At 70.6% G+C, this 20,895-nt stretch carries 19 protein-coding genes; 8 read left to right on the top strand and 11 right to left on the bottom strand.

The features are described 5' to 3' along the window. Nucleotides 1-35 precede the first annotated feature (35 nt). Both AB0M01_RS01025 and AB0M01_RS01020 read left to right on the top strand, forming a co-directional pair. Complete coding sequence (locus AB0M01_RS01025; RefSeq protein ID WP_363664795.1) at nucleotides 36-899, top strand: chitosanase; 864 nt, start codon at nucleotides 36-38, stop codon at nucleotides 897-899. A 99-nt stretch (nucleotides 900-998) separates the two neighbouring features. Beyond that, nucleotides 999-3,851 carry a DEAD/DEAH box helicase gene (locus AB0M01_RS01020; protein WP_363664794.1) on the top strand — a complete coding sequence of 951 codons (2,853 nt, stop codon included), beginning with the start codon at nucleotides 999-1,001 and terminating at the stop codon, nucleotides 3,849-3,851. Here the strand turns inward: AB0M01_RS01020 and AB0M01_RS01015 are convergent. Next, nucleotides 3,848-5,134 carry a glycoside hydrolase domain-containing protein gene (locus tag AB0M01_RS01015; RefSeq protein WP_363664793.1) on the bottom strand — a complete coding sequence of 429 codons (1,287 nt, stop codon included), beginning with the start codon at nucleotides 5,132-5,134 and terminating at the stop codon, nucleotides 3,848-3,850. The genes AB0M01_RS01020 and AB0M01_RS01015 overlap by 4 nt on opposite strands. Nucleotides 5,135-5,204: 70 nt before the next feature. Here AB0M01_RS01015 and AB0M01_RS01010 point away from each other — a divergent pair, with 70 nt between their 5' ends. From AB0M01_RS01010 to AB0M01_RS01000, 3 genes are read left to right on the top strand one after another with little or no spacing between them, the layout of a single operon-like run. Further along, nucleotides 5,205-5,678 (top strand): GyrI-like domain-containing protein, encoded by a 474-nt coding sequence (locus tag AB0M01_RS01010; protein WP_363664792.1) that lies wholly within the window; start codon nucleotides 5,205-5,207, stop codon nucleotides 5,676-5,678. Continuing rightward, nucleotides 5,679-6,734: a DUF5937 family protein gene (locus AB0M01_RS01005; RefSeq protein ID WP_363664791.1), complete on the top strand. Its 1,056-nt coding sequence runs from the start codon at nucleotides 5,679-5,681 to the stop codon at nucleotides 6,732-6,734. Between the two features lie 54 nt (nucleotides 6,735-6,788). Continuing rightward, nucleotides 6,789-8,000 carry an MFS transporter gene (locus AB0M01_RS01000; RefSeq protein ID WP_363664790.1) on the top strand — a complete coding sequence of 404 codons (1,212 nt, stop codon included), beginning with the start codon at nucleotides 6,789-6,791 and terminating at the stop codon, nucleotides 7,998-8,000. Here the strand turns inward: AB0M01_RS01000 and AB0M01_RS00995 are convergent. Then, nucleotides 7,939-9,042, bottom strand: coding sequence for an FAD-dependent oxidoreductase (locus AB0M01_RS00995; RefSeq protein WP_363664789.1), 1,104 nt, complete (start codon nucleotides 9,040-9,042; stop codon nucleotides 7,939-7,941). The two genes, AB0M01_RS01000 and AB0M01_RS00995, sit on opposite strands and share 62 nt — an antisense overlap. 51 nt (nucleotides 9,043-9,093) lie before the next feature. Between AB0M01_RS00995 and AB0M01_RS00990 the strand changes: the two genes are divergently transcribed. Continuing rightward, nucleotides 9,094-10,017, top strand: a complete 924-nt coding sequence (locus AB0M01_RS00990; RefSeq protein WP_363664788.1) for a LysR family transcriptional regulator — start codon at nucleotides 9,094-9,096, stop codon at nucleotides 10,015-10,017. Between the two features lie 64 nt (nucleotides 10,018-10,081). After that, nucleotides 10,082-11,152 (top strand): LacI family DNA-binding transcriptional regulator, encoded by a 1,071-nt coding sequence (locus AB0M01_RS00985; RefSeq protein WP_363664787.1) that lies wholly within the window; start codon nucleotides 10,082-10,084, stop codon nucleotides 11,150-11,152. On the opposite strand, the gene AB0M01_RS00980 is transcribed toward AB0M01_RS00985, so the two are convergent. The 8 genes from AB0M01_RS00980 to AB0M01_RS00945 form a co-directional block, all read right to left on the bottom strand. Beyond that, nucleotides 11,149-11,637: a 2,4'-dihydroxyacetophenone dioxygenase family protein gene (locus AB0M01_RS00980; RefSeq protein WP_363664786.1), complete on the bottom strand. Its 489-nt coding sequence runs from the start codon at nucleotides 11,635-11,637 to the stop codon at nucleotides 11,149-11,151. The genes AB0M01_RS00985 and AB0M01_RS00980 overlap by 4 nt on opposite strands. A 10-nt stretch (nucleotides 11,638-11,647) precedes the next feature. Continuing rightward, the gene (locus AB0M01_RS00975; RefSeq protein WP_363664785.1) at nucleotides 11,648-12,352 is read right to left on the bottom strand and encodes an SDR family oxidoreductase; all 705 of its coding nucleotides are present in this window, start codon (nucleotides 12,350-12,352) and stop codon (nucleotides 11,648-11,650) included. A gap of 161 nt (nucleotides 12,353-12,513) precedes the next feature. Then, complete coding sequence (locus AB0M01_RS00970) at nucleotides 12,514-13,194, bottom strand: hypothetical protein (RefSeq protein ID WP_363664784.1); 681 nt, start codon at nucleotides 13,192-13,194, stop codon at nucleotides 12,514-12,516. A gap of 111 nt (nucleotides 13,195-13,305) precedes the next feature. Next, nucleotides 13,306-13,965, bottom strand: a complete 660-nt coding sequence (locus AB0M01_RS00965) for a hypothetical protein (RefSeq protein ID WP_363664783.1) — start codon at nucleotides 13,963-13,965, stop codon at nucleotides 13,306-13,308. 56 nt (nucleotides 13,966-14,021) lie between these two features. Further along, complete coding sequence (locus AB0M01_RS00960; protein WP_363664782.1) at nucleotides 14,022-15,557, bottom strand: precorrin-2 C(20)-methyltransferase; 1,536 nt, start codon at nucleotides 15,555-15,557, stop codon at nucleotides 14,022-14,024. Then, the gene (locus AB0M01_RS00955) at nucleotides 15,554-16,186 is read right to left on the bottom strand and encodes a precorrin-8X methylmutase (protein ID WP_363664781.1); all 633 of its coding nucleotides are present in this window, start codon (nucleotides 16,184-16,186) and stop codon (nucleotides 15,554-15,556) included. Before AB0M01_RS00955 ends, AB0M01_RS00960 begins: the two co-directional genes overlap by 4 nt. Further along, nucleotides 16,183-17,310: a precorrin-3B synthase gene (gene cobG, locus AB0M01_RS00950; protein WP_363664780.1), complete on the bottom strand. Its 1,128-nt coding sequence runs from the start codon at nucleotides 17,308-17,310 to the stop codon at nucleotides 16,183-16,185. Before cobG ends, AB0M01_RS00955 begins: the two co-directional genes overlap by 4 nt. Before the next feature lie 39 nt (nucleotides 17,311-17,349). After that, nucleotides 17,350-18,507 (bottom strand): MFS transporter, encoded by a 1,158-nt coding sequence (locus tag AB0M01_RS00945; protein ID WP_363664779.1) that lies wholly within the window; start codon nucleotides 18,505-18,507, stop codon nucleotides 17,350-17,352. A 106-nt stretch (nucleotides 18,508-18,613) separates the two neighbouring features. Here AB0M01_RS00945 and AB0M01_RS00940 point away from each other — a divergent pair, with 106 nt between their 5' ends. Then, nucleotides 18,614-19,213 (top strand): TMEM175 family protein, encoded by a 600-nt coding sequence (locus AB0M01_RS00940; protein WP_363666176.1) that lies wholly within the window; start codon nucleotides 18,614-18,616, stop codon nucleotides 19,211-19,213. A gap of 28 nt (nucleotides 19,214-19,241) precedes the next feature. Here AB0M01_RS00940 and AB0M01_RS00935 read toward each other — a convergent pair whose 3' ends face one another. Beyond that, entirely contained in the window at nucleotides 19,242-20,873 is a 1,632-nt protein-coding gene (locus tag AB0M01_RS00935; protein ID WP_363664778.1) for a carboxylesterase family protein, read from the bottom strand. Nucleotides 20,874-20,895 lie beyond the last annotated feature (22 nt).

Here is a 20,895-nt window from a genome sequence, read left to right as displayed (position 1 = left end):
ACAGATACCTCTCGACGCCCCTCAGAGGAGAGATCGTGCTCAACCGCCCCAGCACCACTCGCCGGTTCGCTGCCGTCCTGCTCGGCCTCGCCGTCGCAGCCGCCCCGGCGACAGCCTTCGCCTCGCCGTTCCAGCCCCTGCAGCACCAGGCCGGTACGCAGTACCAGGACCAGGTGCAGGCTCCGGCCGCCGTCGGGCTCGACGACCCGGCGAAGAAGGAGATCGCGATGCAGATCGTGTCCAGCGCGGAGAACTCCTCGCTGGACTGGAAGGCGCAGTACAAGTACATCGAGGACATCGACGACGGCCGCGGCTACACGGCCGGCATCATCGGCTTCTGCTCCGGCACCGGCGACATGCTCGACCTGGTCGAGCTGTACACCCAGCGCAAGCCCGGCAACGTGCTGGCCAAGTACCTGCCCGCGCTGCGGAACGTCGACGGCTCCGACTCGCACGCCGGGCTCGACCCGAACTACACCCGGGACTGGAAGACCGCGGCCAACGACAGCGCCTTCAAGACCGCCCAGAACGACGAGCGGGACCGGGTCTACTTCAACCCGTCGGTCAGCCAGGGCAAGTCCGACGGCGTCGGCGTACTGGGTCAGTTCATGTACTACGACGCCATCGTGATGCACGGCGACGGCGGCGACTCGACCAGCTTCCGCAACATCCGCAAGCGCGCCCTGACCAAGGCCAAGCCGCCGGCCCAGGGTGGCAACGAGACCACCTGGCTGAACGCCTTCCTGGACGCCCGGGTCTGGGCGATGAAGCAGGAGGAGGCGCACAGCGACACCAGCCGGGTCGACACTGCCCAGCGGGTCTTCCTGCGCAACGGCAACCTCAACCTGAACACCCCGCTGGACTGGAAGGTGTACGGCGACAGCTTCCACATCAGCTAGTCACCGTGCCTCCGCGCCCCACCCTGTCCCGGGGGCGCGGAGGCGCCGCCCGTGCGGTCCGGCGTGGTTCTGGGGGTGGCGTCGCATAGATTGGGACCCATGAGCACTCCGTCCGAGAAGTACGCCCTTTTCCGCTCGGACCAGGAGCACCCGGCCGTGAAGGAGTTCCGGTCGCTCTACGACTTCCAGCTGGACGAGTTCCAGCTCCGGGCCTGTGCCGCGCTCGAGGACGGCCACCAGGTGCTGGTCGCGGCGCCGACCGGGTCCGGCAAGACGCTGGTCGGCGAGTTCGCGGTGCACCTGGCGCTGCAGCGCGGCCAGAAGTGCTTCTACACGACTCCGATCAAGGCGCTGTCCAACCAGAAGTACTCCGACCTCGTGCACCGCTACGGCGCCGACAACGTCGGCCTGCTGACCGGGGACAACTCGATCAACTCCGAGGCCCCGATCGTCGTGATGACGACCGAGGTGCTGCGCAACATGCTGTACGCCGGGTCGCAGACCCTGCTCGGCCTGTCGTACGTCGTGATGGACGAGGTGCACTACCTGGCCGACCGGTCCCGCGGCGCGGTCTGGGAGGAAGTGATCATCCACCTGCCGGACTCGGTCGCGGTGGTCTCGCTGTCGGCGACGGTCAGCAACGCCGAGGAGTTCGGCGACTGGCTGGAGACCGTCCGCGGCAACACCGTCGTCGTGCTGGAGGAGAAGCGGCCGGTGCCGCTGTTCCAGCACGTGATGGTCGGCAAGCGGCTGCACGACCTGTTCGCCGGCGAGACGCCGACCGCCGGTGCGGCGCAGGCGCAGTTCGGCCCGTCGGCCGGTCGCGCGAGCCGCTCGGGGAACCCGGCCAAGGCGGCGAAGCCGGGCGCGCCCGACCTGCGCGACCTGGTCAACCCGCAGCTGGTCCGGATCGCCCGTGACGACAACCGGATCTTCCGCGACGACTCGCGCAAGCCGCGGCGCCGCCGGGACCTGCCGAAGAACCGGCCGGCCCGATCGCACTTCACGCCGTTCCGGTCCGACGTGGTCGAGGAGCTGGACGCGGGCGCGCTGCTGCCGGCGATCTACTTCATCTTCTCCCGCAAGGGCTGCGAGGACGCGATGCTGCAGTGCCTGCGGTCCGGGCTGCGGCTGACCAAGCCGAGCGAGCGCGACGAGATCAAGCGGGTGCTGGCCGAGCGGACCGTCGACCTGCCCGACGAGGACCTCGGTGTGCTCGGCTACCACGACTTCGCCGAGGCGCTCAGCCGCGGGATCGCGGCGCACCACGCGGGCATGCTGGCGGCGTTCAAGGAGGTCGTCGAGGAGCTGTTCGCGCGCGGCCTGATCAAGGTGGTCTTCGCCACCGAGACGCTTGCCCTGGGCATCAACATGCCGGCCCGCACGGTGGTGCTGGAGAAGCTCAGCAAGTGGAACGGCGAGGCGCACGTCGACATCACCCCGGGCGAGTACACCCAGCTGACCGGCCGGGCCGGGCGGCGCGGGATCGACGTCGAGGGGCACGCGGTGGTGCTCTGGCAGCCCGGGTTCGACCCGCGCGAGGTGGCCGGTCTGGCGTCGACGCGTACTTACCCGCTGCGCTCGTCGTTCTCCCCGTCGTACAACATGGCGGTGAACCTGGTCCGTCAGGTCGGGCGGTCGCGCGCCCGGGACATGCTGGAGCTGTCGTTCGCGCAGTTCCAGTCCGACCAGGCCGTGGTCGGACTGGCCCGGCAGGTGCAGCGCAACACCGAGGCCCTGGAGGGCTACAAGGAGTCGATCGACTGCCACCTCGGCGACTTCCTCGAGTACGCCGACCTGCGCCGCCGGATCGGCGAGCGCGAGTCGTCGGGCTCGAAGCGGCGCAAGCTGGACCGCCGGGTCGAGGCCCAGGAGTCGATCGAGAAGCTCCGGATGGGCGACATCATCCGGATCCCGGCCGGCCGCAGCGCGGGCTGGGCGCTGGTGATCGACCCGGGGATGCGCTCGGAGCGGGAAGGGCCGCGGCCGACCGTGCTGACGCTGGACCGGCAGGTCCGCAAGCTGTCGATGGTCGACTTCCCGACGCCGGTGGAGTCGATCGGCGTGCTCCGGATCCCGAAGAAGTTCAACGCACGCAACCCGCAGCAGCGCCGCGAGCTGGCCCAGGTGCTGCGGAACCGGACCGACATGCACGGCGACGAGGGCCCGCCGTCGTACCGGAGCCGGGCCGGCGACGTGATCACGCACGCCGACGACCCGGTGCTGCAGGAGATGCGGGCGCAGCTGCGCGCGCACCCCTGCCACGGTTGCTCCGACCGCGAGGACCACGCCCGCTGGGCCGAGCGCTACTACCGGCTCGACCGGGAGAACCGCGAGGTGCAGCGCAAGATCGAGCAGCGGACGAACACCATCGCCCGCCAGTTCGACCGGGTCTGCCAGGTGCTCGACGCGCTGCACTACCTGGACGGCGACAAGACCACCGAGGCCGGCGACCGGCTGTCGCGGATCTACGCCGAGCTCGACCTGGTCGCGGCCGAGTGCCTGCGCCAGGGGGTGTTCGACGACCTGGATGTGCCGCAGCTGGCGTCGGCGCTGGCCGCGCTGGTCTACGAGTCGCGCTCGAAGGACGAGCCGACGTCGCCGCGGCTGCCGCGTGGTGAGGTGCGGGAAGCGCTGGAGAAGATGGGTGCGATCTGGCGCGACCTGTCCGCGCTGGAGCGGGACATGAAGGTCGACTTCCTGCGCTCGATGGATCTCGGGTTCTGCTGGGCGGCGTACCGGTGGGCCTCGGGAGCGTCGCTGGCCGAGGTGCTGTACGAGTCGGACCTGGCGGCGGGTGACTTCGTGCGCTGGGTGAAGCAGCTGATCGACCTGACCGAGCAGGTCGCCGACGCGGCCGGCCCGACGCCGCTGCGCGCGACGGCGCGCGCGGTGACGGACCAGATCCGCCGCGGTGTCATCTCCTACGCGTCGGTGGTCGACGAGCCCTAACAGCGCCTGATGGCTGCGCTGCCGGCGGTGGCTACGTAGTAGTTGGTGACGTAGCTGCCATCGGTGAGGCGGTTCCAGAGGTTCGTCGTACCGACGGTGCTGCCCGGGCGTTGGCAGGTCACCCAGGCCAGCGAGCCGCTGGGGAGCGTGCCGACGACGCCGTACGACGTACCGGGGCCGCTGCGGCGGCTGAGGGACGTGGTGGTCTGGTACGGCAGGCTGCAGCCGGGGACCGGTGGCGAGTACGTCGTGTTGGACGGGGTGCTGACGTAGTAGTCGGTGACGTAGGCGCCCGAGGTCAGCTTGTTCCAGACGGTCGTGGTGCCGACCTTGGTGCCGTAGGTCTGGCAGGCGACCCGCACTGTCGCGCCGGCGGCGTACGTGGCGACGACCGGGTGACTGGTGGTCGGGCCGCTGCGGGCGCTCAGCGTGGTGCTGGTCGTGTAGTTGAAACCGACGGAGGCGACGGGGGCGTCGAAGCGGTCGGCGTCGATGTTGAGGGTGACGCCGCCCCAGGTTTCGTTGTGGTCGCCCCAGTACTGCTTGGCGCGCTGGCCTGTCGCCCAGTAGCTGTTATCGATCAAAGGCCAGCCTGTGAGTGCCGTCTTCATGTCCCACCGGGCGATCCACAACGCATCCGGTCTCGCATAAGCGCTGCTGTTGTACACCTCTGCCAAGTGCCGAGCCCCACTGTCCTGGTGCGCGTACACCGCCGACAGGTACCCGTGCCGGTGCAGCTCCTTCGTCCACGCCGACAGGTAGCTCAGTACGGCGGCCCGGCAGGTCGCGTTGCCCAGGTCGTAGTGCTCCATGTCGCCGTAGATCGCACTGCCGCCGATCAGCCCGAGCGCTCGCGCCCTCGTCACCGCGTCCGCCGCCGAGCCTCTCGCCTGCGTGGCAGCCGTTGCTGTCGACGACGACATCTTCAACGCGTTGGTCCGGTGCGTGCAGGTCGCCTGCCACCCCAGGTAGATCGGGATGAGCCGCCAGCCCTGCCTGGTCACCGTGCTCACCCAGCTGGCGGTCAGCTGCGGCTGCGCACAGCTCCGGTTGCCGCCGCCGATGTAGATCCCCACCGCCTGGTACGGCGAGGAGGCCCTCCACGCCGCCATCTGCGCAACGGTCGGCGCCGTACAGGTGTCGAACGCCCACCCGTTCACCCGCGTCGCCGTCGCCCCCGCCGGATAAGCCACCCCGGTCGCCGGCTCAGCTCCCGCCGTACCGGCCGTCCCCACCACCAGCGCCCCAGCCACCACCAACACCTTGAGCCGCCACACTGTCATCCCCTCCCACCAGCAGTACACGCCTGCAAACCCGCGACGGCAATGCCCTCGGTGAGGCAGGATGTTGGGCATGCCGGAGATCGTGGAGCGGGACGAGCAGCCGTACGTCGCCATCAGGGCGAAGGTGCAGATGAACGAGATCGGGACCTTCGCGCGCCGCGGCGGGGAGGTGTTCGGGTGGCTGGCTGCGCGGGGGATCACGCCGGTGGACGCGCTGTTCTTCAAGTACGACGTGGTCGACATGGAGAACGGGCTGGTGATGGAGATCGGCATCCCGGTCGAGGAGCGGCACACCGGCGAAGGGGAGATCGTCACCGGCGTGCTGCCGGGCGGCCGGTACGTCAGTCACACCCATCACGGGCACCCGGACGGGCTGTACCAGGCGACCGGTGACCTGTTGGCCTGGGCGGAGAAGGAGGGGCTCGAGTGGGACGCCGACGGCGACCACTGGGGTGCTCGGCTCGAGGTCTACAAGTCGGACCCGGTCGAGGTGCCGGACATGGACCAGTGGGAGACCGAGCTGCTGTTCCGGCTGCGGGGTTAAGTGCCGACGGTTCTCGCCGGCCTTACCAAGCTGGACCCGGAGCGGATCCGGCATGTCGCCTCACCACTGATCGAGCTGGGCTGCGCGCTGCATGTGCTGGCCGAGCCGCGCCACCACGACAAGACCGAGTGGGCTGCGGGCATCGAGCTCAGCAAGCCGCTGCGTAAGGAGCTGGCGGCCTGGAGCTGGACGGTCCGTGCTGTCCGTGCCCGCTTCTTCGCCACCAGTTCAGCGACCGGTGTGCCGACCTGGCAGGACGAGCTGGACGCACTACGAGCCCGTACGCCGGAGGACCTCGCCGCTGAGCTGGTCCGCCCGCTCCGAGGCCGCCCGCTCAGCTCCCGCACCACAGACACCGAAGCCGTACGCCGCTGGGCGCGCAGCCGTGGCCGGGAGGTCGAGGCGCTGGTGGAGTCGTTGCTGACGGCTCCTGCCGAGCCGGTGCAGCGGTTCCTGGCTCTGCTCGATTCCTGCTGGCACGAGTGGTTCGGCGAGCTCTGGAGCGAGTCCCGCGACCAGCTGGCGGCCCGTGGCAGGCAGGACCGGGACCTGGCCGCCCGGGACGGTGTGGAGACGATGCTGCGGTCGCTGGACGGTTCGGTGCATCCGCGGGACGCGGACAGCGTGGTGGTCCAGAAGGTGCAGAACAAGCGCATCGACCTGGCCACGCGGTCGCTACTGCTCGTACCGAGCAACTACATCGCGCCGCACGTCTTCCTCGGTGAGGTGCCAGGGGAGCCGCTGACCGTCATCTACCCGGCGGGGGCCAAGCGGACCGGCGTACCGGCGGCGCAGGTGGTCAGGGCTCGGCTGGAAGCGCTGGCAGCGCCCGACAGGCTGCAGATCTGCCGTGCAGTCGCCAGCGAGCCCAGGACGGCTGGAGAGATCGCAGCGCTCTGGGGACTCAACTCAACCCAGGTCACTCGGCATCTGCGCGTGCTGACCCGTGCAGGCGTGGTGACGGCCGAGCGGCAGGGCAGGTTCGTCGCGTACCGGCTGGACGACCAGGTGATGCGTGCCCTCGGCACAGATCTGCTGGACCTCGTCATGCGTTGACGGATCCCGTCAATCCACCAGCTGCCCGGCCGCTGGAGCTGTTGGCTGGCTGCTATGACTGCTTCCCTTCCGCCTGAGGTCCGCCGGCTGGTGGTCGCCACACTGGTCAACACCTTCGGTAACGGCGTGTACGCCGCCGTCGGCGCGCTCTACCTGACCCGCGCCGCCGGTCTGTCCGTCCACGAGGTCGGCCTCGGCCTGACCGTCGCCGGACTGGTCGGCCTGATCGCCAGTACGCCGCTGGGCGTCGTCGCCGACCGCCTCGGGCCGAACCGCGCGTACGTCGGCTTCCTGCTGCTGCAGGCCGTCACGATGACCGCGCTCACCCAGGTCCGGTCGTTCGCGCTCTTCGTCGCGGTGGTCGGCGTGACCGCGATCGCCGACTCCGGGCAGCGCGGCGCGAAGGGCGCGCTGATCGCCGGGCTGGTGCCGTCCGACCAGCGGGTCCGGACGCGGGCGCTGCTGCGGGTCACCACCAACATCGGCATGGGCGTGGGGATGGCGCTGGCCGGGATCGTGCTGGCGGTGGACCAGCGCGAGGTGTACGTGATCGCGCTGCTCGCCAACGCTGCGACGTACCTGGTGACGGCCGGGCTCGTGCAGTGGGGGATGGCGCGGGTCGCTCCGGTCCCGTCGGCTGCCGGGCCGTCGGGGATGACGGCGCTGAAGGACCGGCCGTTCCTGGCGTTCGTGGCGCTCGACGGGCTGTTGAGCATGCACAACGCGATGGCGCAGGTGGCCATCCCGCTCTGGGTGGCGACGGCAACGGATGCGCCGGCCTGGTTGATCTCGGTGCTGCTGGTGGTCAACGCGGCGTCGGTGATCCTGCTGCAGCTCCGGGTCGCGCGGGGGACCGAGCACCTGGCCGGTGCGGCGCGGGCCGGTCGACGGGCAGGGCTGCTGCTGGCGCTGGCTTGTGTGGTGCTGGCTGTCACTGACGTCACCTCTGGTGCGGTGACGATCGCGCTACTGGTCGCGGCCGCGCTGGTGCACGTACTGGGGGAGATGCTGCAGTCCGCCGGTGGCTGGGGGATCAGCTTCGAGCTGGCGCCGCCTGGTGGGCAGGGGCAGTACCAGGGGGCCTACTCGATGGGGACACAGCTCGGGGACCTGATCGCGCCGGCTGTGCTCACGGTGGTGGCGGTGAGCTGGGGCTGGCCAGGGTGGTTGCTGACAGCGACTATTTTCTTGGTTGCGGGCAGTTTCATTCCCGTGGCGGTCCGGCGGCACCAGCAGTGGCAATCCCAAGTACCTGTTCCTGCTTAGGGTGCAGCAGATCTCGCAGCTCGCGAGCGGCGGCGAAGCCCGCGCGGTTGCCGCCGATCGTGCTCGCGGACGGGCCGTAGCCGACCAGGTGCACGCGCGGGTCGAGCACCGTGTGCGTGCCGTCCATCCGGATCCCGCCGGACGGTTCGCGCAGGTGCAGCGGCGCCAGGTGCGCCAGGTCGGCGCGGAAGCCGGTCGCCCACAGGATCGCGTCGACCTTCTCCTCGCGGCCGTCCGCCCACACGACGCCGTCAGGCGTCACCCGCGAGAACATCGGCAGCCGCGTGTAGACGCCACGGTCGGCGGCCGCCTGCTCCTGCCGCCGCAGCTGCAGGCCGGTCACGCTGACCACGCTCTTCGGCGGCAGCCCGGCGCGGACGCGTTCCTCGACCTTCGCGATGATCTTGCGGCCCAGCTCCGGACCGAACTCCTCGTCGGTGCGCCAGACCGGCTCGCGCCGCGTCACCCAGGTCGTCGTCGCGACCTCGGAGATCTCCGCGAGCAGCTGAACGGCCGAAGCGCCGCCGCCGACCACCAGCACGTGCTTCCCGGCGAACTCCTCGGCGCCGCTGTAGTCCGCCGTGTGCAGCTGCCGGCCCCGGAACGTCTCGATGCCGGGGTACCAAGGGACGAACGGCCGGTTCCACGTCCCGGTCGCGTTCACGATCGCGTCGGCCGTGTAGGTGTCGCCGTCGGTGCTGAGCTCGAAGCGGCCGTCCTGCGTCCGAACGCTCGCGACTGCGACGGGCCGGACGACCGGCAGCGCGAAGCGCCGCTCGTAGTCGGCGTAGTACCGCGGTACGAACACGTTCGCGCGCTCGGCGCCGATCGCCGGCGGGACGTCGGCGCCGGGCAGGTTCGCGATGCCGTGCACGTCGTCCATGGTCAGCGAGTCCCAGCGGTGCTGCCAGGCGCCGCCGGGGGCGTCGTTGCGGTCAAGCACCAGCACCTCGTCGTACGGCGTGAAGCCCAGCCGGACCAGGTGGTACGCCGCCGACAGCCCGGCCTGGCCGGCCCCGATCACCACGACTTGGGTATCCACAGTCTCTGCAACGCCCGGTCCGGGGCGAGTCTTCCCGGATAACCTCACTGCATGGATCTCACAACCGCGTACGGCTACCGGCTGGACTGGGTGGTCAGCTTCGTCGCGGTCGCCCGGAACGGTGGGTTCTCGGCGGCCGCGAAGGCGGTGTTCCGCGGCCAGTCGCGGATCAGCGAGCACGTCGCCGAGCTGGAGAAGGCGCTCGGCGTGCAGCTGTTCGACCGGTCCGCGCACCCGGTCGCGCTGACGCCCGAGGGCCGCGCGCTGCTGCCCGCGGCCGAGGAGATCCTGCACCGGCTGGGTGAGCTGGCGACCGTGCAGGGCCAGGTCCGCTTCGGGACGTACCCGAGCGCGGCCGCGTGGCTGTTCCCGCAGGTCGCCGTACGAATCCGGGATGTTCGGCTGCTGCTGGTCGAGGGACCGAGCATCGAGCTGGAGCGCGCGCTCGTCCAAGGCGAGATCGACCTCGCGATCCGTCCGGTGCACCCGCTGGTCGCGTCGGAGTCGCTGGAGCACCGGGTGCTCTGGCGGGAGCCGCTGGTCGCCGTGTTCGCCGCGAACCACCCGCTGGCCGCCCAGCCGTCGGTCGGCCTCGCCGACCTGGCTGCGCTCCCGCTCATCTCGATCGGCGAAGCCTCGGGCGGGCGCCAGTTCGAGTCGCACCTCGCCTTCGCGTCGGCCGGTCTCAGCCCCGCGAGCGTCTACCGCACGAACCAGCCCCAGACACTGCTCTCCCTGGTCCGGCACGGCCTCGGGACCGGCGTCACCAACGCGCTCGCGGTGACCACCGCGAACCTGGACGGCGTCCGCCTGGTGCCGATCCACGACGCGGGCGTCGAGCGCCAGGTCGCCCTCTTCCTGCACCGCGACCGCCCGAGGACTCCCGCGCTCACCGCGGTGATCGATACGGTCACCGCGATCGAACCACCGTCCTCGAGCCTCGGCCAGAACCGTGACGCCGTACCCCGGCGGTGACTCGCAACGGGCAGCCCGCCTGAGATGATGGGGCCGCGCCAGGGCACAACGAGGAGTGGGACACGTGACGTCATCCAGGACCAAGGCGGAGTCGCCCAAGGTCCATCCCAAGTCCCGGGGCGCGGCCCGGCGGGCGATGCGGCGCGGGCCGACGATCGACGACGTCGCCGAGCTGGCCGGTGTCTCCCGGGGTACCGTCTCCCGGGTGCTGAACGGCGGGCACTACGTCAGCGCCGCGTCGCTGGCGGCTGTCGAGCAGGCGATGGAGCAGACCGGCTACACGGTGAACCAGAGCGCGCGCAGCCTGGTCACCAAGCGGTCCAACGCGATCGGCTTCGTGCTGTCGGAGCCGCAGGAGCGCCTGTTCGAGGACCCCAACTTCAGCGTGCTGCTGCGCTCCTGCACGCAGGCGCTGGCCGAGCAGGACATGAACCTGGTGCTGATGCTGGAGACCAGCGACGCCGAGCGCAACCGCATCCTGCGCTACGTCCGCGGCGAGCACGTCGACGGCGTGCTGCTGATCTCCACGCACTCCGGCGACCCGCTGCTCACCGAGCTGGCCCGGGCCGGCGTACCGGCTGTGGTGTGTGGCCGGCCGCTGGTCAGCGGGGACGTGCTGCCGTACGTCGCTGCTGACGACCGCGAGGGCGCCCGGCAGATGACGCGGTACCTGGTGGAGCAGGGGCACCAGCGGATCGGCATGATCAGCGCACCGCAGATCGCCGGTGGGCAGGAGCGGCTGCAGGGCTACCAGGACGTGCTCGGGCGGAAGGCGCTGAAGCGGCTGGTGGTGTCGGTGGAGGACTACAGCCACGAGGCCGGCGTACGGGCCATGCATGAGCTGCTGGCCAAGAGCCCTGACGTGGACGCCGTGTTCGCCGCGTCGGACCTGCTCGCGTCGGGGGCGCTGGTCGAGCTGCGGCGTGCGGGGAAGCGTGTCCCGGAGGATGTGGCGGTCGGTGGGTTCGACGACTCGCGGATCGCGCGCGAGTCGGACCCGCCGCTGACTACGATCCGCCAGCCGCTCGAGCTGGTCGCGCACGACCTGGTCGACGTCCTGCTCCGCCAGATCCGCGGCGAAGCAGGCGAAACCCGCATCCTCCCGACCGAGCTCGTGGTGCGTGAGTCCGCCTAGCGGATGAACTGGTCGACGTAGTCGGCGCCGAGGCCGTTCGCGGCGTAGTGGTCGCGGCAGAGCTGGATCTTGGTGAAGGTGTCCTCGTAGCCGGTCTGGTGGCCGTCGTCGTCGACGTAGATCATCGCGCCGGAGATGTTGAAGAAGGTGATCATCTCGCCGGTGTCCTCGGGGACGCGCAGGGTGTGGATCTCGCCCGGCGGCTCGTAGACGAACGAGCCGGTCTCGGCCACCCACTCGTGCTCGTCGTACTGCCACTTGCCCTTGATCACGTAGCCGAACACCGCGCTCGGGTGCCGGTGCCGGGAGACGATGCCGGCCCGGGTGACCTTGAGCAGGTTGCACCACTGGCCGGTGACCGTGTTCAGCATCAGCGGGCGGAACCAGACGTCCGGCGCCTGCGGCACCCAGAGGCGGTCGTCGTCGGGCACCGCCTGGACGGCGATCTCCAGCGGGACGCTGGACGAGATCGGGATCTGGCTCATCTGGTCTCCTTCAGGCGCTCAGGTAGCCGCCGTCGACGGGCAGAACGGCACCGGTGACGAACCCCGCGTCCGGCCCGGTGAGGAACGCGATCACGCCGGCCACCTCCTCCGGCGTACCCCAACGCGCCATCGGCGTCCGGCCGAGGATGCGGCCGGAGGCTTCGGGGTCCGCCTGCAGCGCGGCGGTCAGATCGGTGGCGATCCACCCGGGCGCGACGGCGTTCACGCGAATGCCTTCGGCCGCCCAGGCGACCGCGAGCGAGCGAGTGAGCTGCACGATCCCGCCCTTGCTCGCGCTGTACGCCGGGACGAGCGGCCCGCCGAAGTAGCTGAGCATCGAGGCGACGTTGACGACACAGCCCTTCGTACTCGCCAGCGCGTCGTGCGCGGCCTCGGCGGCGCGCATCGCGCCGGTGAGGTTGATCGCAAGCACCTCGGCGAAGACATCCGGCCGGTGCTCCTCGCCGCGGCGGATGATCCCGGCGGCGTTGACCAGCACGTCCAGCTCGTCGTACGGCTTGATCAGGTCCTCGAGGTCGGTGGGCGAACGCAGGTCGAGCGCGCGGAGCTCCGCCACCTGACGAAGCTCCGCCGGAGCCGCTTCCGGATTGAGGCCGGCCGCGACCACTTCCGCCCCATCACGGGCCAGCCGCAGAGCGGCGGCGGCACCGATGCCGCTGGTCCCGCCGATCACCACCGCTCGTCGCACTGACATGGGACCGATCCTGGGCGCTCGCAGACAGGTGGGCCATGGAATCCCGCAGAGCGGATCGGGGTGATCCGGCTTGTTCGGCACAAAGGCGAAGCGGGGAAGCCGGGGGAGGGTCCGGCTTCCCCGCTTCGGGGGGGAGGGGGAGATCAGATTTCGGGGGAAGCTCAGTCGAAGCTGTGGTCGATCCGGTGGTGGTAGCGCTGACCGGCCTTGCCGCCGATCACCGCGGCCAGCAGCGTCACGACCAGCACGGCCGCGCCGAGGATCATCCCGCCGGTGGTCAGATCCGCCTCGGCGATCGGGACCGACGGCAGGTCGACCCGCCCGAGCATGTCGTACTGCGAACCGGCCAGCGCGCCGATCCCGGCGACGATCAGCGTCACGATCACGCCGATGCCCCAGACGCCGAAGCCCTGCCGGGCGCCGTCGAAGCGGGCCAGCCGGCCGGCGACGTACCCGCCGTTGTAGTAGGCGACCGCGAGCACGACGACCAGCAGCGCCCCGGACACGATCCCGATCGTGCCGGCCTGCTCGTCGAGCATCGAGCGGTCGATGGTGACCGCGTAGTCGACCGCCGCCGCGACCGCGCTGACGATGCCGGTCAGCAGCACGATCAGGCCGACCGCGATCAGCCAGCCGAAGAACGCCGAGCCACCCTTGAACCCCCGGTACGCCGGGTCGACCTCGGCGGCGCTGGACGTCTTGATGTTCGACCGGTGCAGCGGCTTGCGCTCGTCGACCGGTCCTTCCTCGACCACCGGCTGGGTCGCGGTCCGGTCGGGCGTGAACCGCTGCTCGGGCGGACCGACGCGGCTGTCGGTGTCGTCACGGTAGTGCTGGACCATGGCAGTTCTCCTCACAAGGACGGCCCCGTCTCGCACCTCCCGTACCCTCCGTACGCCGGTGCATGCGCTGCGTCCGATTCCCGGGCGCCCCGACGCCCCGGCCGGTCGCGGCTAGACCAGTTCGCGGTCGATCTTGTCGTGGAACCGCCGCCCGGCGCGGCCGCCGAGGATCGCGAAGATCAGCGTGCAGAGCAGCACCGCACCCGCGGTCGCCAGTGCGCCGTACAGGAGCACATCGGAGTCGAGCGTCCCGATCCGCAGCGGCAGGTCGGATCGGTCGAGGCGGTCGACCGCGTCGTACCAGACGTTCAGCGCGGCGCCGATCCCGGCGATCAGCACGACGACGAGCACGGTGATCAGCCAGACCCCGAAGCCCTGCCGCTTCCCGTCGAAGCGCGCGAGCCGGCCGGCGACGTACCCGCCGGTGAAGTACGCGAGGGTCAGCACGACGAGCACCCCGACCGCGCCGACCAGCCCGACCTCGGTGGGGTGCTCGCGCGCGTCGGTCAGGGTGTAGTCGAGGAAGTAGCCGGCCAGACCGCCGAGCCCGGCGACGACCAGGCTCAGGAAGACCGTCATCGCCAACGCGATCAGCCAGCCGAAGAACGCCGCGCCCGCCTTGAACCCCCGGTACGCCGGCCGCTCGGTCTCCGGCTGGTCGGGGACCAGCCGGACGCTCGTCATCGCCCGGTGCGCCGCCGCCCGCGCCTCCTCGTAGCGCTGCGTGCTGGTGTCGCTCAACGGACCGGGATCTTCGTACGGCTGAACCACGACAATCTCCTCCAGGGGGCGCCTCGTGAGAGGGGCCTACCCCGGAGTGGTCACCCTCATTCCCCCGGTTCTGGAGAATTAACGGGGGCTTTCGGGCCGGTCGGGTAGCGCCGCGGAGTGAACACAAGTGGTCCACCCGGACGGTCCACGGATCGCGTCTGCGACGAACCGATCAGCAGCAGGCAGCGCATGTCGACGGTCGCCGGGTCGAGCTCACCGAGCGTGGTGATCGTGACGGACTCCTGCGCGCCACCGACGTCGCGGCCGACGACGACCGGCGTACCGGGGTCGCGGTGCTCCAGCAGCAGCTCGCGGGTCGCGGCGACCTGCCAGGTGCGCGACTTGGACGCCGGGTTGTAGATCGCGATCGCCAGGTCCGCGGCCGCGGCGGCGGTCAGGCGGGCCGCGATCACGTCCCACGGCTTGAGGCGGTCCGACAGCGACAGCACGCAGTAGTCGTGGCCGAGCGGCGCGCCCGCGCGGCTCGCGACGGCCTGGGCGGCGGTCATGCCGGGCAGGATGTGGACGGCGAGGTCGGCGTACTCGGGTTCGGCGGCGACCTCGGTGACCGCGCTGGCCATCGCGAACACCCCCGGGTCACCGGAGGACACGACCACGACCCGGGAGCCCTTGCGGGCCAGATCGAGGGCGAAGGCCGCGCGCTCGGACTCGACCTTGTTGTCGGAGCCGTGCTTGCGCTGCCGCGCGCGGTCGGGCAGGCGGTCGACGTACGGGCCGTAGCCGATCACGTCGTCGGCGTTCGCCAGCGCGGCGCGGACCTCGGGAGTCATCCACTCGGGCCCCGCTGGCCCGAGCCCGACCACCGTCACGGAACCTTCCACCTGCTTGCGTTCTGCCGGCTCGGTGAAGGTGTTGTTGATCGGGCTCGGCAGCAACGCGAGCGAGAAGTACGGCACCTCACTCGGATCCACGTCCGCCAGCTTGGCCGTCCGCTGCTGATCTGTCGTCGCGCGCTCGACGTACCAGGCCTCGTCCGCGCGCCCGGCCAGCTCGAACGCCTCCCGCACGTTGCCGAACGTCCGCCCGAGCTTCATCACCGCCGCCGCGTCGGTCTCCCGCAGCTTCTCCGCGAGCACGTCCGGCGGCAGCGTCCCCGGCAGCACGGTCAGGATCTCGTCCCGCTCGCACAACGGCCGGCCCAGTACGGCGGCCGCCCCGCTCACCGACGTCACTCCCGGCACGACCTCGCAGTCGTAGCGGTCCGCGAGCCGCTTGTGCATGTGCATGTACGACCCGTAGAACAGCGGGTCACCCTCGGCCAGTACGACGACGTCGCGCCCGGCGTCCAGGTGCGCGGCCAGCCGCGCGGCGCACTCGGCGTAGAAGTCGTCCATCGCGCCCTGGTAGCCGCCCGGGTGATCGGTCGTCTCCGTGGTCAACGGGTAGACGAGGTGCTCCTCGACCTGCCCGTCGCGCAGGTACGGCGCCGCGACCGAGCGGGCGATGCTCCGCCCGTGCCGCGCGCTGTGGAACGCGATCACGTCGGCCGCGCCGATCAGCCGCGCCGCCTTCACCGTCACCAGTTCGGGGTCGCCCGGGCCGAGCCCGACACCCCACAGCCGTCCGGTCACTCTTCCTCGCTCGCGATCGCGTTGATGGCGGCGGCGGTGATCGCACTGCCGCCCCGGCGCCCGTGGACGACCAGGTACTCCAGCCCCAGGTCGTTGGCCGCGAGGGCGTCCTTGGACTCGGCCGCGCCGATGAAGCCGACGGGGATGCCGAGGACGGCGGCCGGCTTGGGGGCGCCGTCGCGGATCAGCTCGAGCAGCCGGAAGAGCGCCGTCGGAGCGTTGCCCACGGCAACAACAGCTCCTTCGAGTCGGTCAACCCAAAGGTCCAGCGCAGCCGCACTCCGCGTAGTCCCTAGACTCTTCGCCAGCTCCACCACCGACGGGTCGCTCAGCGTGCAGACCACCTCGTTGTCCTTCGGCAGCCGGCGCCGCGTCACACCTGCTGCGACCATCGCCGCGTCGCAGAAGATCGGCGCGCCTTGCCGGAGTGCTTCTCTGGCGGCCTTGACCACGCCGGTCGACCAGCCGATGTCCTGGACGAGATCGGTCATCCCGCAGGCGTGGATCATCCGGACCGCGACCTGCGCGACGTCCGGCGGCAGGGCGCCGAGCGCGGCCTCGCTCCGGATCGTCGCGAACGACCGCCGGTAGATCTCGGCGCCGTCGGTCTCGTACTCGTACTGGCTCACCGCATCCTCATCACACTCTGCTCGGCGCTGACGGCCTGTGAACCGTCCACCGAGTACCCGTCGGCCACCGCGAGCACGTCCACGAACTCTCCCGCGGGCTGCCCACACCGCCGCTCACAACCGGACCAGTGCACCTGGCGCCTGCCTTTTCGCATCAGCGGGGTGATCCGCCGGGCGTCAGCTCGTACGTCGGCCAGCGCCTTCGCGCAGCCCGGCTTGCCGGCACAGGCGGTCACTCTGTTCCAGGGGGAGTCGCCGTCGATCACCAGTCCGTGCTCCTGCAGCTTCTCGGCGTCTCCACTCAGCACTACAACAGACCGCCACGGTGTGACCCGCAGCTGGTCCGCCTCAGCGAGCACGGCAGCCTGCTCCTGTTTCAGAACCCCCAGTGGGACGGTTGCCACCAGCAGGTCGGGCCCGTAGAGCCCAGCCGGCACAGGCTCACGTCCTGACACCAACTGCTGTGAAGACCTGCTGTAGCCCAGTCGGCTCAGCACCTTCTCCACACCGTCCGCCAGCTCGCTCAACCGCCACTCGCCGTCCCGCTCCTCCAGGAACGCCTCAGCAACCCGCAGCAGCGCCTCCGGAGCCTCCGGCGGCGCCAGCCGCACACCGGTGTCCGCCCCAGCCAGCAGCAACGCCAACTGCTCCCCAACCACCCGCACCCCGGCATCAGCCTCGATCGCTGCCAGATCCCCGCGCCCGTCGTCCAGCGCGAACAGGAACCGTCCCGGCAGTCCAGCCAACCGCGGCGACGCACACAGCGCACGATCCAGCTCCGCCACCAGCGGCTGTACGTCGTACGACCCGTCGAGCCCGCTCAGCGGCGACGCGAGGATGTTCCGCACCCGCTCGTGGCTGATCGACGGGAGCAGCCCAGCGTCGTACAGCCGATCGGACAGCTCCTCCGGCGCCCGCAGCGCCCGGATCTGCACGTTCCCGCGCGAGGTGAGCTCCAGATTCCCGTCACCCAGGTCCCGCGACGCCTCAGCGAGGACCCGCAGCTGCGGCGGCGTCAGCACCCCACCGGGCAGCCGCACCCGAGCCAGCCCACCGTCAGCAGCCTGATGCACCGACAGCACACCAGGACACCGGTCCGGCTGACTCCTCCCACCACTGGCCACGCGGTGATGCTACGTCCCGCCGTACCGCTGTGTTCTGCGTCACCGCCTCAGCAGCACCCCGACCATGCCCAGAGCGGTCAGCCCGCCGCACACCATCACCGCCGCCACCGAGGTCCGGTCGACCAGCACCCCACCGAGCAGCGCCCCCGCCGACAGCGTCGCCTGGAATGACGACGTGAACACCACCGTCGCCGCCTCCCGAGCCCGTGGAGCCGCCGCCGCGAACCAGCTCATCGAGCAGACCGGCACTGCGCCGTACCCGACACCCCAGATGACCAGCAGCGCCGCTGCGCCCAGCGTCGTACGGCCAACGAGCGGCAGCAGGAGCGTGGCGAGCGCTACGAGCCCGGCCGCGCTCATGAAGGACTGCCGCAACCAGCGCTGTGCGGTGAGCCCAGCGATGCCGTTCCCCACCAGCCCGGCCGCGCCGTACACCAGCAGCAGCGTGCTGATCAGCTCCGGTCGTACGCCGGTCACCTCGCGCAGGAACGGCGTCACGTACGTGTAGGTGCCGAAGTGAGCCACCACGATCAGACAGGTCGCCAGCAACCCCACCTGTGTCTGCCGCAGCCGCAGTACCTCCAGCAGCACCGCCGGACGCGTCACCTCTTCCGCCGGCAGCGGCGGTACAAACAGGATGAGCGCCACCAGCACCAGCAGGCTCAGCCCTGCCAGGAGCACGAACGGCAACCGCCACCCGCCGTACTCGCCGAGGAACGTCCCCACTGGCACACCGAGCACCGACCCGAGCGGCACCGCCGAGAAGATCACCGCTGTCGCCCGCCCGACCTGCTGCTCAGGCACCAGCCGCTGCGCCAGCCCCGCACCGATCGACCAGAACCCACCGATCACCAGCCCGACCAGCACCCGCGCCACAAGCTCCAGCCAGTACGCCGTCGCTGCTGCCGCCAGCAGGTCAGCCCCGGCGAGCACCACCATCAGCACGCCGAGCATCACCCGGCGGTCCACCCGGCTGGTCGTCACGGTCACCAGCGGCGCGGCCACGGCCGCGACGAGTCCAGGCGCCGTCATCAGCCACCCGGTGCGCCCGGGGGAGAGCCCGAAATCCGCGCCGATCGGGGTCAGCAACCCGATCGGGAGGATCTCCGCGGTGACGATCGAGAAGATCCCGAGCGTCACCGCGACGACCCCGAGCCACCGGACCACCGGCGTACGGACGAGCACCTGAGGCGACATGGCACCCAGTCCACCCGGTTGCCGGCGGCAACGCTGGCGGTTTCCCGCCGTGCTGGTGCCGTCCGGCGTACCGACCCTCGGTCCACTACCGTGGTCGCTCGTGAGCATGTCCAGAAACCCCGACCGGCTGGTGCTCTTCACCGACGCCGTCGTCGCGATCGCCGTCACCCTGCTCGTCCTGCCGCTGGTCGACGTGGTGGCCGAGTCCAAGACCGAGGGGCTGTCGGCCACCGAGGTGTTCACCGAGCACCGCGCCCAGTTCTGGACGTTCCTGCTGAGCTTCGTGGTGATCGCCAGGTTCTGGCTGGTCCACCACCGGGTCTTCGAGCACGTCCGGCAGTACACGACGCGCCTGATCCAGGTGAACCTGATCTGGCTGCTGGTGATCGTCCTGCTGCCGTTCCCGACCGAGATCATCGGCACCTACCCGGCCGACCGGTTCACGGCCGGCTTCTACATCGGCACCATCCTGGTCCTCAGCCTCTGCCAGACCGTCCTGGTCCTGCTGATCCGCCGGCATCCCGAGATCGAGAACCCCGACAACCCCGTCACGCGCGGCGAGGTGATCAACTCGCTCGTCACCGCCGGCCTGTTCGCGACCGCCTTCGTCCTGGCCGCGCTCGTCCCCGGCGTCAACTTCTGGGCGCTCTTCCTGCTCTTCCTCACCCCGGCGATCAGCCGCCCGCTGATCAACCGGAAGCCCTGATGCGCGGGCTCCCGGCTGACCGATCTGACTAGTTCCAGAAGTCGCAGTGGTGCTCGTCGGTCAGGCTGACGCGCTGGATGCCGCCCTGGTCGGTGGGGGCCAGTGAGAGGCCCTTGACGTTGCTCTCGTTGACCGGAGCCCAGTGCGGGCGGTCCGGGCCGTTGGGGTTGCCGGTGCGGGCGAAGGCTGTCCAGTAGTCGATCATCTGCTCCGACAGCCGCTGCTGGGTCGGGGTGAGCGGTGCGTCCCAGCCACCGAGGCTGAACAGGTAGGGGAGCTCCACCGCGTGTGCTGCACCCTGGCCGGGCTGCGAGATCGGCGAGTGCTTGTCGGCGAACTCGTACGCGTACACCGGCACCCTGCGCGCCGCTTGCTGGTCGGTGGCTACCTGGGTGCAGGACCAGATCCGGTCCGTCGTCACCGTCGCCCACGCCTCTGCTGCCGACGCGTAGTTCTTCAACGGGTACTCACGCAGTACGGCGGGCGCCTGCTTCGCGCCGACCATGTCCGTCACCAGCCGCGGGTAGTCCGCGTCCGTCAGGTCGCCGAACGCCGCCAGCCAGGCCGTCGCCTCGTCGTGGTTGTTGCCGGACAGCACCGGCACCCGGTGGAACAGCCCGGCCTTCATCGCCTTCGCCGGACTGAACGGCAGCACCGCCGTACCGCCGTACGCCGGCTGGGTGAACTGCAGCGTGCCCTCAGTGAGTACGGCGGGGTCAGCTGCTCGCAGACAGGCCAGCATCGCCTGGCCGGGCTTGCACTGCAGCTTGTCCTTGGTGTCCGCGGCCCACTCGACACCTGTCTGCCGCACTCGGCTCTCCGGTACCCACGGGGAGTCCGCAGCCTGGCCGGGGTACTGGCCGTTGTCGGGCCAGTTGAACGCGCAGGAGCCGCTCTGCATGACCGCCTTGGCGAACAGGCCGGTCGAAGTCGGTGAGGTGAGCTGGGCGCAGACGCTCATGCCTCCTGCGGATTCGCCTGCCACCGTGACGTTTCTGGGGTCGCCACCGAAGCTGCGGGCGTTCCGCTGCACCCAGCGGAGTGCCGCCTGCTGGTCCTGGATGCCGTACGTGCCGGAGCCGCTGAGGCCCGGGTAGCCGAAGAAACCGAAGATGCCCAGCCGGTAGTTGACGGTGACCACCACGACGTCGCCACGGGCGGCCAGCTTGCTTGCGCCGTAGCTGTTGCCGGCGCCGGAGAAGAAGCCGCCGCCGGGAATCCACACCACTACTGCGCGCGGCTTGCTGGACTGCTTGGCCGGGGTGGTGACGTTCAGGTAGAGGCAGTCCTCGTTGGTGGAGCCGCCGGGGGCCTCGGGGTTGTCCTGCTGGGGGCAGGCGCTGGAGAGCTGCTTGGCGTCGCGGATGCCTTGCCAGGGCTTGGCGGGCTGCGGCGCCTTCCAGCGGAGGGATTTGACCGGCGGGGCGGCGTACGGGACGCCGTTGAAGACGCGGGTGTCGCCGGAGACAGTGCCGCGCAGTAGGCCGGCGTCGGTGCGTACGACGGGGTCGGCGGGGGCGCCGGTGTCGGTGGCGGCCGGCCGCGCCGTACCGGTGCTCGCCGTACCGGCGTTCGCCGTACCGGTCGCGAGTGCGGCCGGCACCAGCACCAGGGCCAGCGCCAGCCGCACTCCCTTGCTCTTGCTGAATCGTCTGCTCATACCCAGCAGCCTCGGCGTTCGC

This window comes from Kribbella sp. NPDC051770 (genome assembly GCF_040681455.1).
In the GTDB taxonomy this organism is placed as follows: domain Bacteria; phylum Actinomycetota; class Actinomycetes; order Propionibacteriales; family Kribbellaceae; genus Kribbella.
Note: the sequence above shows the minus strand (reverse complement) of the source record. Positions and strands in the feature narration are given on the sequence as shown.